Source organism: Nitratireductor sp. GZWM139, from assembly GCF_030068685.1.
GTDB lineage: Bacteria > Pseudomonadota > Alphaproteobacteria > Rhizobiales > Rhizobiaceae > Nitratireductor > Nitratireductor aquimarinus.
Map to the genome: position 1 here is coordinate 59811 of NZ_JAMQML010000013.1, position 13264 is coordinate 73074.

14 protein-coding genes are annotated in these 13264 nt (G+C 61.0%); 10 read left to right on the plus strand and 4 right to left on the minus strand.

The window, feature by feature from the left end:
• The first annotated feature begins 86 nt into the window (after positions 1-86).
• Positions 87-710 (plus strand): invasion associated locus B family protein, encoded by a 624-nt coding sequence (locus NDI72_RS15955; protein ID WP_113155240.1) that lies wholly within the window; start codon positions 87-89, stop codon positions 708-710.
• A 74-nt stretch (positions 711-784) separates the two neighbouring features.
• On the opposite strand, the gene hspQ is transcribed toward NDI72_RS15955, so the two are convergent.
• Entirely contained in the window at positions 785-1117 is a 333-nt protein-coding gene (gene hspQ, locus NDI72_RS15960; protein WP_204360814.1) for a heat shock protein HspQ, read from the minus strand.
• Positions 1118-1280: 163 nt separating this feature from the next.
• Between hspQ and NDI72_RS15965 the strand changes: the two genes are divergently transcribed.
• Positions 1281-2243, plus strand: a complete 963-nt coding sequence (locus NDI72_RS15965; protein WP_283800930.1) for an AEC family transporter — start codon at positions 1281-1283, stop codon at positions 2241-2243.
• Here the strand turns inward: NDI72_RS15965 and NDI72_RS15970 are convergent.
• A complete protein-coding gene (locus tag NDI72_RS15970; RefSeq protein ID WP_283800931.1) occupies positions 2206-3462 on the minus strand; it encodes a UbiH/UbiF family hydroxylase in 1257 nt (418 codons plus the stop codon). The genes NDI72_RS15965 and NDI72_RS15970 overlap by 38 nt on opposite strands.
• A 126-nt stretch (positions 3463-3588) precedes the next feature.
• On the opposite strand from NDI72_RS15970, the gene NDI72_RS15975 reads away from it, so the two are divergent.
• The 8 genes from NDI72_RS15975 (at position 3589) to NDI72_RS16010 (ending at position 11553) form a co-directional block, all read left to right on the plus strand.
• On the plus strand, positions 3589-4479 hold the full coding sequence (locus NDI72_RS15975) for a DUF2182 domain-containing protein (RefSeq protein ID WP_283800932.1): 891 nt from the start codon (positions 3589-3591) through the stop codon (positions 4477-4479).
• Between the two features lie 124 nt (positions 4480-4603).
• Entirely contained in the window at positions 4604-5218 is a 615-nt protein-coding gene (locus tag NDI72_RS15980; protein ID WP_113155236.1) for a DUF1326 domain-containing protein, read from the plus strand.
• A gap of 9 nt (positions 5219-5227) precedes the next feature.
• Entirely contained in the window at positions 5228-5953 is a 726-nt protein-coding gene (gene pcsA, locus NDI72_RS15985; RefSeq protein WP_206552535.1) for a phosphatidylcholine synthase, read from the plus strand.
• A 101-nt stretch (positions 5954-6054) separates the two neighbouring features.
• Complete coding sequence (locus tag NDI72_RS15990; protein ID WP_394855516.1) at positions 6055-7641, plus strand: ABC transporter ATP-binding protein; 1587 nt, start codon at positions 6055-6057, stop codon at positions 7639-7641.
• Entirely contained in the window at positions 7641-8738 is a 1098-nt protein-coding gene (locus tag NDI72_RS15995) for an ABC transporter permease (protein WP_113156303.1), read from the plus strand. Before NDI72_RS15990 ends, NDI72_RS15995 begins: the two co-directional genes overlap by 1 nt.
• Complete coding sequence (locus tag NDI72_RS16000) at positions 8731-9645, plus strand: ABC transporter permease (RefSeq protein WP_283800934.1); 915 nt, start codon at positions 8731-8733, stop codon at positions 9643-9645. Before NDI72_RS15995 ends, NDI72_RS16000 begins: the two co-directional genes overlap by 8 nt.
• Before the next feature lie 34 nt (positions 9646-9679).
• Positions 9680-10756: a BMP family ABC transporter substrate-binding protein gene (locus tag NDI72_RS16005; protein ID WP_206547537.1), complete on the plus strand. Its 1077-nt coding sequence runs from the start codon at positions 9680-9682 to the stop codon at positions 10754-10756.
• A gap of 149 nt (positions 10757-10905) precedes the next feature.
• Positions 10906-11553 carry a glutathione S-transferase family protein gene (locus NDI72_RS16010; RefSeq protein ID WP_283800937.1) on the plus strand — a complete coding sequence of 216 codons (648 nt, stop codon included), beginning with the start codon at positions 10906-10908 and terminating at the stop codon, positions 11551-11553.
• 34 nt (positions 11554-11587) lie between these two features.
• On the opposite strand, the gene speE is transcribed toward NDI72_RS16010, so the two are convergent.
• Entirely contained in the window at positions 11588-12448 is an 861-nt protein-coding gene (speE, locus tag NDI72_RS16015; RefSeq protein ID WP_113155230.1) for a polyamine aminopropyltransferase, read from the minus strand.
• Positions 12445-12924, minus strand: a complete 480-nt coding sequence (gene speD, locus NDI72_RS16020) for an adenosylmethionine decarboxylase (RefSeq protein WP_206547540.1) — start codon at positions 12922-12924, stop codon at positions 12445-12447. Before speD ends, speE begins: the two co-directional genes overlap by 4 nt.
• Positions 12925-13264 lie beyond the last annotated feature (340 nt).

The window sequence follows — 13264 nt, forward strand, 5'->3', positions numbered from 1 at the left end:
ACAAGAGTCATGCTGTCGCCGCATTTCACAAACAGGTGACACATGAACAAATTTCTGGCGCTGTGCATTTAGAGGAACTGAGCCATATGAAAAGCCTGAACGCGAAAGCTACCCGCACCCTGTTCGCCCTTGCCGGCGCCGCTTGCGTGGCTGCCAGCGGAGTTGGTGTCGCCGCCGCGCAGCAGCAAGCGCCGCAGGGCTGGTTCAAGGCCTGCACGAAGCAGGAAGACGTCGACATCTGCAATGTGCAGAACGTTCTCGTTGCCGAGACCGGCCAGATGATCACCGGCGTCAGCCTCATCGAGGTCAAGGGCAAGGTGAACCGCAAGGTCTTCCAGATCACCGTGCCGACCGGCCGCATGGTGCCTCCCGGCATCGGTCTGCAGATCGATGGCGGCCAGACGCAGAAGATCGATTACGCGATCTGCCTGCCGGACCGCTGCATCGCCGAAGCTCCGCTGACCGATCAGCTGGTTGGCTCCTTCAAGCGCGGTTCGGAACTGACGCTCACCTCGGTGAACTTCCAGAACCAGCCGAACCCGATCAAGATGTCGCTTTCGGGCTTCACCGCTGCCTATGACGGTGATCCGATGCCGCAGTCCGACATTGAGGACCGGCAGAAGAAGCTGCAGGACTTCGTGAACAAGAACAACGAAGAGTTCACCGAGAAGCTCCGCGAAGCGCAGGAAAAGGCCAAGAAGGCCGAATAGCGCTCACACAGAGTTCAAATGAAAACAGGGCCCGCGAGGCCCTGTTTTTGTATGCGTGTGGTTCTGCGCTGGCGTCAGTGGTGCAGGCGCTCGCGCGGTTCGTAGTGGCCGTCGCCGGTCTCGACAAAGAACTCCGCCAGTTGCGGGTGCCGCACGGGCACGCCGGTCTCGTCCGGCATCAGGTTCTGTTCCGAAACATAGGCGACATATTCCGTCTCCTCGTTCTCGGCGAGCAGATGGTAAAAGGGCTGGTCCTTGCGCGGGCGCACGTCTTCGGGGATCGCCTGATACCAGGCTTCCGTGTTGTTGAATTCGGGATCGACATCGAAAATCACGCCACGGAAGTCGAACACCCGATGGCGGACAACCTGGCCTATGCGAAATTTTGCAGTTCCAATGTTTTGCATAATTATACCTCTGCCCCCTATTTGGCGCAGCCGCCGCCACAATTCAATCCCGCGACCTTGACGGGCAGGGGGCCTGCGCGCTAGCCGCGATGTCGGGCGTAACGCAGTCGAGCTGCTTCCGCGGGTCCGGCGGATCGAATGGCGGGCTCCACGGGGATGGGCTATGTCGGGTGTCGTGGGACTTGTGCTGCCGTTTTTCGGGCTGATCTTCATCGGCTATGCGGTCGCTCGGCTGAAGCCGCACCCTGCCGATGCGCTCGGCTGGATGAACACGTTTGTCATCTATGTGGCGCTTCCCGCTCTCTTCTTTCAGCTGCTGGCCAAGACCCCGATCGAGAAGCTGACCGAGTGGGGCTATATCTTCGGCGCCGTCGCCTCGACCTATATCGTCTTCGCCATCATGTTCGTCGGCTCGATGCTCATCAGCCGCAGTTCGGTTGCCGAAAGCACGATCAAGGGGCTCGCCGCCGCCTATGGCAATATCGGCTATATGGGGCCGGGCTTGGCGCTCCTTGCCTTTGGCGAGAAGGCGGCGGTCCCCGTGGCGCTCATCTTCTGCTTCGAGAACATGATCCATTTCGCCGTCGCGCCCATGATGATGGCGATTTCGGGCGGCGACAGGCAATCGCCTGGCCGTCTTGCGCTGGAGGTTCTGCGCAAGATCGCGCTGCACCCCTTCATCATCGCAACCGCAGTGGGCGTTGCGGCGGCTGCGGTGCAGTTCACCCCGCCGCTTCCGATCGAACGCCTTCTGGCCTATCTTGCCTCGGCTGCCGCACCCTGCGCGCTCTTTGCGATGGGTGTCAGCCTCGCCATGCGGCCGCTGCGGCGCGTTCCGCATGAGGTTGGCGTGATCGCCTTCCTCAAGCTCATTCTGCACCCCGTCATCTGTTACGTGATGCTGAGCTGGATCGGAAATTACGAGGAGAGCTGGGTGTTCTCCGCCGTTCTGCTGGCCTCGCTGCCCACGGCCACCAATGTGTTCGTGATCAGCCAGCAGTACGGAGTCTGGATGGAGCGTGCGTCGGCCAGCATTCTGATCACGACGCTGCTCTCGGTCGGAACGGTGACGGCGCTGCTTTACGCCATCACGAACGGGCTTCTGCCGCCGGATCTTTTTCCCTGACCAGACCTTTTCCCCTGACAGGACCTTTTCCCCCAAAAGGAAGAAGCGCGGAGAAACCGCTGCCCGGGCGCATGCCCTCGCGCATGAAAAGCGCGCGCAGTGGCGGAATGCTGCTGATGACGCTGAGGCCCGCGCTGCGCGCGATCTGTGCCGGCAGAAGACCGGACAGAAGCGACATGTTGAGCAGGTTCACCGAGTTGCTGCGCGCCAGAACATCCGGCCGGCGCGAAGCGTCGTAGCGCGTCATGGCGGCGGGAGCGCCCGGATCGTCGCGGAAGGCGTCCGCCGTTGCGACAAGGTCTTCCACGTCGCGAATGCCCAGATTGAGCCCCTGCGCCGAGATTGGCGGGAAGACATGCGCCGCTTCGCCGATCAGCGCCACGCGGTTCTGTCCGAAGCGCGACGGCATCAGCGTGCTCAGCGGATAGACCTGTCGGCCGGGCTCCACCGTCACGCCGCCGACCAGCGAGGAAAGCTGCTCCTCCACCTCACGCGAGAGGTCTTCATCGCTCAGCACATGGCGGCGCTCGGCGTCTTCCGGGCGCTGCACCCAGACGAGGCTTGAACGCATGCCCGGCAGCGGCACCTGCGTGCACGGGCCGTTCTGCGTGTGAAATTCGGTGGAAACGAAACCGTGTTCGCGCGTGTGCGAAAAATTCAAAACGAGAGCCGCCTGCGGCAGCGGGCTGGTCTTGGCCGAAATGCCAGCCGCTTCACGGGCCGGCGATCTGCGGCCATCGGCAGCAACGGCCAGCTGCGCCGAAACGCGTTCACCATTGTCGAGCGTCGCGGTCACATGATCGGGCGCGCACTCCCAGTCCGTGACGAGGTTCTCATGCCAGTCGATAAGCGGCGAGGCCTGTGCGGCCTTGGCAAGCTCTTCGGTCAGGCGCGCATTGGGAATGTTGAGCCCAAAATACTCTTCGCCGATCTCGCCGGCGTGGAATGTCACGGTCGGACTGCGCACCAGCCGGCCGGTTGCGTCCACGAGGCGCATGGCCTTGAGCGGCGCGGTCTCGGGCAGGAGCTTTTCCAGAAAGCCCAGCGGTTCGATGATGTCGAGCGACGGGCGCATCAGCGCCACGGTGCGGCGGTCGCTGCCCTTCGGCACCGGTCCCACCAGCGTCACCGCATGGCCATGATGCGCCAGCGCGAGCGCTGCAATCAGGCCGGCCGGTCCGGTTCCTGCAACGAGAATTTTACGGTCACTATCGCCCACGGCAGCTCATCCATCTATGCTTCGACAATCATCGACAGGACATCGGCATGTCTTTGTCATGATGGGGTTGTTCGACGCAAGGTTCAACGCGGCGAAAGCACCCAGGCAATGTGACGGGGGCAGGGCGTGGACCAGTCGAATGATGATCTGACGAGGCTTGAAGGCGGCGCGCGCGCCGTTCATCGCCTGTCGCTGGCGGCTTTTCCGCTTTCGGTCCTGTCGCTCTTTCTGGCCGTTCTCCTTTCATGGGGCGTTCTGGCGCTGATGGGCGCTGGCATTGCGGCGGTGGAGCCGCGTGCGCTCGGTCCGGGCGGCGTGCTGCTTGAGGCTCTGCCCGTCATGCCCCTGCCTGCACCGCTGCGAACCCTGCTTTCCCTGTGTCTAGCGCCTGTCGGGGCGGGGAGCGGACCTGCCGTTTTCGCCCTTCTCGCCTTCATGTGGTTTCTGATGGCTCTGGCGATGATGCTGCCATCGGCATCCCCGTTGATTCGCACCTATTGCGAAATCGCCGACACCGCCGCTCAGAAGGGCGAGCGGGTTGTCCATCCGCTGGTTCTCGTCGCGGGCTATCTGACCGTCTGGCTGATCGCGTCTCTTGGCTTTGCCGGGCTGGCGCTCGTTGCAGAACGGTTCATGAGCCAAGGTGGTGTCATGTCCCCATGGACGGGACTGGCTGGCGCTGCCGTTCTTGCCATCGCCGGCCTTTATCAGTTCTCCGCCCTGAAGGAGGCCTGTCTCGTCAAATGCCGCAATCCCTTCACCACCCTTTTCGGGCGCTGGAGCACGCGACCACGCGCCATCTACCGGCTGGGATTGCAGCAGGGCCTGTGGTGTTTCGGATGCTGCTGGGCGCTCATGCTGGTCATGTTTGCCGTTGGCATGATGAATGTGTTCTGGATGGCGCTTCTCGGCGTTTTCACCATCGTGGAGAAATCTGGTCATAGTCGGCTTTTCACACGTATTTCGGGCGTGACGCTGCTTGTGTGGGCGCTCGCGCTTCTAGTAATCTCGATCTAGAGCATCGCAATATCCGAACAGAAGGGGTTGGTTTTTCGGATATTCCGATGCTCTGCCAATGGTTTAGATCGTCCTTTGCGCGTCCGGCCGGGGGTGCGGCGGTCTGGAAGAGGGGTCGCAAGTCATGGGAAAGAAAGACTGGGCGCTGAAAGGCGAGCTGGTGCTGTCATGCAATTGCACCGTGTTCTGTCCCTGCGTGCTTTCACTCGGCAATCATCCGCCCACTGAAGGCTATTGCCAGACCTGGGCGGGCTTCCGCATCGATGAGGGCCACTATGGCGAGACCGACCTCTCGGGCCTCAATCTCGGTCTGGTGATGGAAATTCCCGGCTATATGAGCCGCGGCAACTGGACCGTCGGCCTGTTTCTGGACGAACGCGCCTCGATCTATGCGGAAAAGGCCATCGGCAAGATCTTTTCCGGCAAGGCCGGCGGCACAACCGGTCTGCTTTCCATTCTCGTTGGCGATTTTCTGGGTATTCAGCGCGTGCCGGTGACCTATGAGGTTGAAGGCAAGACGCGTATCTTCCAGATACCGAAGATCATCGACGGGGCCGTGACGCCCATTCCCGGCGGAGACAGGGATGGCGACACTGTCATCACCAATTCGCAGTACTGGATCGCGCCGGAGATTATCGTCGCGAAATCCGACAAGAGCCGTATGCGCGCTTTCGGGCGCAACTGGAATTTTGCCGGCCGCTCGGCGGAGATCTGTCCGCTCGACTGGCGTGGCCCTTAGGCGACTATCATGACCAAAAAGAAAGTTACGGCCCCACAGGCCAAGGCGTTTTCCGTGCATCTCTTGACGGCATCGGGATCGTTTCTCGCATTCCTATCGCTTGTGGCTGCAAGCGAGGAGCGCTGGGCGGCGATGTTCTGGTGGCTGGGCTTTGCGCTTTTTGTGGATGGCATCGACGGCCCCATCGCGCGCAAGCTCGATGTGAAGCAGGTGCTGCCCACCTGGTCGGGCGACATGCTCGACAACATCATCGACTACGTCACCTATGTGCTCATCCCCGCTTTCGCCCTGTATCAGAGCGGGTTCATGGGCGAGGGGCTTTCCTTCCTGTCGGCCGCCATCATCGTGATCACCAGCGCGATCTACTACGCCGACACGGGCATGAAGACGCGGGAAAATTTCTTCAAGGGGTTCCCCGTCGTCTGGAACATGGTGGTGTTCACGCTCTTTGTCGTACAGCCGGGCGAGATGATCGCTTTTGGTGTCGTGCTCATTTCGGCCTTCACGACATTCCTGCCCGTCTTCTTCCTGCATCCGGTGCGCGTGCAGCGCCTGAGAACGCTCAATCTGGCGATTTTCTTCGCCTGGTGCGCCTTCGGCATAATCGCGCTCATCCAGTCTCTGGAGGCTGATCAGCTCATTCGCATCGGCATTGCGGTGACCGGCATTTACCTCTTTGTCATTGGAGGGGTCATGCAGGCTTGGCCGAATCTTGGCAAAGGGCATAAAGAGTAATTGTGCGTTCCCATTTGAATCTCTTTCAAGTAAAGCGGCACTAATACGGGGCAAATCCGTCTGCCTATGATCGAGCTGGGAACAAAAACAAAATGACCGAAATGGGAGCCGGCGTGGATCAACTACACGAAGGCGAAGGTGGCGGACTCCTCGATGTTCGCGGCCTGACAAAGATATTTGGCGCTCTGAAAGCCTGTGACGCGATCGATCTGTCGATCGGCAAGGGCGAAATTCACGCGCTTCTTGGCGAAAACGGCGCTGGCAAATCGACGCTGGTGAAGATGCTGTTCGGCGCATTGGAGCCGGCTGCCGGTGAAATCCACTGGAAAGGTCAGCCGGTCGCGATCCATTCGCCCGGCGCTGCGCGCCATCTCGGCATCGGCATGGTGTTCCAGCACTTCTCGCTGTTTGAGGCGCTGACCGCCGCCGAGAACATCATGCTCTCGCTGGATGAGAAGACGCCGATCCTTCAGGTGGCCGAGCGGGCGCGGGAACTCTCAAAGGCCTATGGCCTGCCGCTCGATCCTTTCGCACATGTGGGCGATCTTTCGGTCGGCGAGCGCCAGCGCATCGAGATCATTCGCTGCCTCCTGCAGAAGCCGGACCTGATCATTCTCGACGAACCGACCTCCGTTCTGACCCCGCAGGAAGCCGACAAGCTGTTCGAAACGCTTGAGACGCTGCGCGATGAGGGCAAGTCGATCCTCTACATTTCGCACCGCCTTGAGGAAGTGAAGCGCCTGTGCGACCGCGCAACGGTTCTGCGGCACGGCAAGGTGGTCGCGCATTGCGATCCCCGTCAGGAGACGGCGGCGTCGCTGGCCCGCATGATGGTGGGCGATGAAGTGGACACGGTAAAGCGCACTGGCAGCGTCGACGCTGGCGGTCAGGCGCTGCTGGAGGTCCGGGAGCTCAGCCGCCCGTCCGCCAACCCGTTTGCCGTCCCGCTACGCAAGATCGATCTTTTGGTGCGCTCCGGCGAAGTCATGGGCATTGCGGGCGTTGCCGGTAACGGGCAGGGCGAGCTTTTCGAAGCTCTTTCCGGTGAAGCCCTGCAGCAGAACGCCGCCACGATCCGCATCCGCGACAAAGATGCCGGCCGGCTCGGCATCTCCGGTCGCCGCCTTCTTGGCGCAGCCTTTGTTCCCGAAGAGCGCCTTGGTCATGGCGCAGCCCCCCAGATGCGGCTTTCCGAAAACCTGTTCCTGTCGCGTCACGTGACGGATGCAAAGGCGCTCATGGGCGCTTTCGGCACCGTGCGTATGGGCGCGCTGGCCAAGGCTGCCGCCCGCATCGTCAAGGTGATGGATGTGCGCAAGAGCGGCGAAGACCCGGAAGCCTCCGCACTCTCGGGCGGCAATCTACAAAAATTCATCATCGGCCGCGAGCTGGACCGGCAGCCGGCGGTGATGGTCGTGAACCAGCCGACCTGGGGTGTGGACGCCGGCGCTGCCGCGCGCATCCGCCAGGCGCTGATCGATCTGGCGCGTTCGGGCTCTGCCGTTCTCGTCATCAGCCAGGATCTGGATGAGTTGTTTGAAATGTGTGATTCCGTCGCCGTGATGCATGACGGTCGCCTCTCGGCTCCCATGCCCATCGCGGAAGCGACATTCGAGAAGATCGGTCTCCTGATGGGCGGCGCGACGCCGGAACGCTCCGAACTGCCTGAAGAAGCGGAGACGGCATGATGCGGCTTGAACTCATCAAACGGCCGCAGCATTCGGTTCTGTTCAGCGCGATTTCGCCGCTGATTGCTCTGGTTCTGACCATGATTGCCGGTGCGATCATGTTCTCGGTTCTGGGCAAGAACCCGCTCGACGCGCTCTACTATTATTTCATCGATCCGCTGCGCGAGACCTGGTCGCTGCACGAACTGGCGATCAAGGCAGCGCCGCTGATCCTGATCGCGGTCGGTCTGTCCGTCTGTTTCCTGTCCAACAACTGGAACATCGGCGCAGAAGGCCAGTTCATCGCTGGCGCAATCGCCGGCAGCATCCTTCCGGTGGTCTTTCCCGATTTCCAGAACTGGCTCGTCCTGCCCCTGATGCTGATCATGGGCATGGCGGGTGGCGCGGCCTATGCCGCCGTTCCGGCATTCCTGAAAGCGCGTTTCAACACCAATGAGATCCTCACCAGCCTCATGCTGGTCTATGTGGCCGAGCTTTTCCTCGACTGGATCGTGCGCGGTCCGTGGCGTGATCCGGGCGGCATGAATTTCCCCGAAACGCGCGATTTCCATTCCTTCGCCATCCTTCCGGAGCTGATGCCGGCTGCCGGCCGCGCAAACTGGGGCATCGTGTTCGCCATCATTGCAGCCCTCGTCCTGTGGTTCGTTCTCGGCAAGACCCGCAAGGGTTTTGAAATTCGCGTTCTCGGCCAGAGCCCGCGGGCAGGGCGGTTTGCAGGCTTCAGCGCATCGCGCATGGTCATGGTCGCCTTCCTGATCTCCGGCGCTCTGGCAGGGCTTGCAGGCATTTCCGAGGTTGCCGGCGCAATCGGGCAGTTGCAGCCGTCCATTTCTCCCGGCTACGGCTTTACCGCGATCATCGTGGCGTTTCTTGGCCGGTTGAACCCGCTGGGCATCGTGGCCGCCGGTTTCGTTCTGGCGCTTTCCTATCTCGGTGGCGAGGCAGCGCAGATTTCGCTCGGTCTTTCGGACAAGGCCGCCCGCGCCTTTCAGGGCATGCTTCTGTTCTTCGTTCTCGGCTGCGACACGCTGATTCACTACCGCATCCGCCTGGTCGGGCGCGCGCCGCAGGCCCGGGAGGCCGCCGAACATGTTTGAATCCGTTCTGATCACGATCGCAACGGCCGCCACGCCTCTTCTGATCGCTGCAATCGGCGAGCTGGTCGTGGAGCGCTCCGGCGTTCTCAATCTCGGCGTTGAAGGCATGATGGTGATGGGCGCCGTCACCGGGTTTGGCGTGGCGATCACCACCGGTTCGCCATGGCTCGGCGTGTTTGCGGCCATCCTCGTCGGCGCTGCCTTTGCTCTTCTGTTCGGCTTCCTGACGCTGACGCTGGTCACCAATCAGGTTGCGACGGGACTTGCGCTCACGCTTCTGGGTCTCGGCGTTTCCGGCATGATCGGCGAGGCGTTCATCGGTCTGCCGGGCGTAAAAATGTCGCCCTGGGTCATTCCCGTCCTGTCGGACATTCCCCTTGTCGGCCGCTTCCTGTTTGCGCAGGCGCCGCTGTTCTACATCTCGATCCTGCTGGTCATCGGCGTCAGTTATTTCCTGTTCAGCACGCGCGCCGGGCTGACGCTGCGCTCGGTGGGCGACAATCATGATTCCGCCCATGCGCTGGGCATTCGCGTGATTGCGGTGCGCTATGCCGCCGTCATGTTCGGCGGTGCGTGTGCGGGGCTGGCGGGCGCTTATCTGTCCCTCGTCTACACGCCGCAATGGATCGAGAACATGACCGCCGGTCGCGGCTGGATCGCGTTGGCGCTCGTCGTGTTCGCCTCGTGGCGGCCCTGGCGCGTGCTCGCCGGCGCATATCTCTTCGGCGCGGTCTCCATCGGCCAGCTTCACGCGCAGGTGATCGGCGTGTCCGTGCCGTCGCAGCTGCTGTCGGCGCTGCCCTATGTGGCGACCATCGCGGTTCTTGTTCTAATCTCCCGCAACAGACGGCTGACCATGGTGAACACACCCGCCTGCCTCGGTCGGCCCTTTGTTCCGGCCCGGTAATATCCGAACTCAGTCAACAGAGAGGACGTCAACAATGAAGAAACTCGTTATGGCACTCGCCGCCAGCACCGCAGCGCTTGCCTTCACGGCGGCCCCTGCCGCAGCGCAGGACAAGACCAAGGCCTGCTGGATCTATGTCGGCCCGATCGGCGATTTCGGCTATTCCTACCAGCACCATCAGGGTCTGCTGGATGTTGAAGAGCATTTCGGCGACAAGGTCGAGACCGCCTATCTGGAGAGCGTTCCGGAAGGCGCTGACGCCGAGCGCGCGATTGAGCGTTTCGCACGTTCGGGCTGCGACATCATCTTCGCAACCTCCTTCGGTTTCATGGACCCGGTCCAGAAGGTCGCGGCCAAGTTCCCGGACATCAAGTTCGAGCATGCGACGGGCTTCAAGCGTGACCATCCGAATGTCGCCACCTACAATTCGCGCTTCCATGAAGGGCGCTATGTGCAGGGCGTGATTGCCGCCCAGATCTCGGAGAAGGGTGAAGCCGGTTACATCGCTTCCTTCCCGATCCCGGAAGTCGTGATGGGCATCAACGCCTTCATGCTCGGCGCGCAGTCCGTCAATCCCGACTTCAAGGTCAAAATCGTGTGGGCCAACACCTGGTTCGACGCCGGCAAGGAAGCCGACGCCGCCAAGGCGCTGCTCGATCAAGGCGTCGATGTCATCACGCAGCACACCGATTCCACCGCGCCGCTTCAGGTCGCCGGTGAACGCGGCATCAAGGGCTTCGGTCAGGCATCCGACATGATCAAGTTCGCGCCCGACACGCAGCTCACCTCCATCGTCGACGACTGGGGCCCGTACTACATCGAGCGCGTTCAGGCGGTCATGGACGGTTCCTGGGAGCAGCAGGACGTCTGGGGCGGCATGAAGGACGGCCACGTCGTGATGGCGCCCTACACGAACATGCCCGACGATGTGAAGGCGGCCGCCGAAGCCGTTGAAGCGAAGATCAGGGATGAGGGCTTCAATCCCTTCACCGGTCCCGTCTACAAGCAGGATGGCACGCTGTGGCTCGAAGAGGGTGAGGTCGCACCCGATGGTGACGTTCTCAGCATCAACTTCTATGTGAAGGGCGTGGACGACCAGCTGCCGAACTGATCGGCATCCTCGCAGTCTTCTGCATCCGGAAAAGGCGGCTCTCGGGCCGCCTTTTTTGCGTCTAACCGCTTGCCCGCGAATGCTCCTGCCACAGCCCTGTCAGGAGCACTGTGCCAGAACGGCTGCGAGCAAAAAGGGAAGGCAAAACCATGCTTAAATTCTACCACGCGCCGTGGTCCCGTTCCTCAAGCGTGTTGTGGCTTCTGGAAGAGTTGCAGGCACCCTATGACCTCGAACTGGTCGACATGCATGCGCAGGGCGGCGTGCCTGAGAGCTATCGTGCGATCCAGCCGAGCAAGAAAGTGCCGGCCATCGTTCACGACGGTGATATCGTGACCGAGCGCGCCGCGATCACGCTTTATCTCGCCGACATGTTCCCCGATGCAGGGCTCGCGCCCGCCATCGATGACCCGGCGCGCGCCGCCTATCTGCGGTCGCTCGTCTATCACGACGCGGTGTTCGATCCGGTCGTCTGCGCCCGCGTTCACGGGCTGGCCTATGAGAGCCGTGACTATCCCTTCGGGACCTTTGACGACATGGTGGCGTTTCTGGAGCGCCAGCTTGGCGAGAAGCCATACGCTGCCGGAGACCGTTTCACCGCCGCCGACGTTCAGCTTGGAACCGGCATCGGCTACACGATGAACATCATGAACGCCCTCCCGGAACGCCCCGTCTTCAAGGAATATGTCGCAAGGATCGAGCAGCGGCCGGCCTACCGCAAGGCGCAGCAGATCGACATGGAACTCGCTTCGAGAATTCCGTTCTTTTCAGGAGAAAATGCGCCGGGAAATGTCTGAAGGAAGGCGCGGGCAGGCGGGGCCTGCCCGGCGCTTATTTCGTTGCTTCCTCAAGCAGCGTTTCGATGAAACGCGGCAGGGCGAAAGAAGCCCTGTGATGTAGGGGCGTGTAGTACCGTGTGTCGATACCGGCCATGCGCTGCGCGAGCGTTTCTTCGCTCACCGTCAGCGTCTCGGCATTGTCGGTCGACCAGCCGAGCGTCATGTGTCCGCCGAAATAGGTCGGCACCGCGACGAGATAGCAGCTTGCGATCTCGAACACGGAACGCAGGCCGCGCATGGCGGTCTGGAACTCTTCGGGCTGCAGGAACGGCACGCCGTTCTGGCTGACGACGATGCCGCCAGGGCGCAGAATGCGCTTCAGATTCCGGTAGAACTCGGTCGTGAAAAGAACCGCGCCCGGACCGGACGGATCCGTGGAATCCACGAGAATGACGTCGAAGCGCTGATCGGTTTCGGCCGCAAATGCGGCGCCGTCGGCAATCTCCACCCTGAAGCGGGGATCGTCGAAGACGGACGCATTGAAGTCCGCGAAATGCTCTTTCGAGAATTCCAGAACCGAAGCGTCGATCTCGACCTGGGTGAGGGCGCCGACACGCTTGTGCTTCAGCACTTCCTCGGCAAGGCCGCAATCGCCGCCACCGATGATCAGCACATCGGCAGGGTTGTCATGCGCCGCAATCGGCACATGCGCGAGCATCTCGTGATACATGAACTCGTCGCGGCTGGTGACCTGCACCGCCCCGTCGAGCATCAGGACCTTGCCGAAGATGCCGTTGCGGATCAGCGCCAGCTGATGATGTCCCGTACCATCCTGGTACAGGACATCATCGACATCAAAAACGATGCTGACGCCGTTGTGCAGGGTCTCGGCGATCGTTTTGCGTTCGCTCACGCGCTTCGCCCCCGCAACAGTTCCTGCACGTCAATGCGACCCGGCGAGAAGGCGCGCTGCAGCACATCGATGCAACGTTCCGGCTCCGCGTCGCCGCACATGAAGATATCCAGAGCCGCGTAGCTCCGCTCCGGCCACGAATGGATGGAGATGTGGCTTTCCGCCAGAACGGCAACGCCGCTCACCCCGCCATTCGGTTCGAATGGATGCAGATGGATATGCAGCAAAGTCGCGCCGGCTGCATTCACGCAGTCGACGAGCGTTTGCTGGATATACGGCAGATCGTCGAGACGCTCGGCCTCGAACAGATCAACGATAAAGTGCGATCCGGCGCACAGCACGCCGTTCTTCTCGATGAAGTGATCTTTGTCGTCGCAAACCGCCGGAGCGGGCTGCGCTGTGGTGTTTTCTTCCTTTTGGGCGGTGTTCAGTACAACTGAATCCATCCCCAATTGGAAAAGGGCGTCTTGCGACATGGCGTCCTCTCCAACCAGCAGATGTCTGAGGCCTGACCATTCAGGCGTGGCCCGTATATATGCAACGAAAGTGGCGACGCAAGCATAATCATTCATCGAATTTTATGACATTTTTGTAGCACCCGGGTGCGAATACGCATTACCCCTGCGTCACATTTCGGCGATGCAGGGCATGTGCGACCTGTATATTTCCTGACGTATACATTTATAAATCATGGCATCATTTCACATTTCCAGGAGGAATAAGTATTTTACAATTTCGTGTACCGAAATAAGAATAGATCTTATTGAAATAACTTATTTAATGTTTGTAACAAAGATATACGATAATGAACCTGAA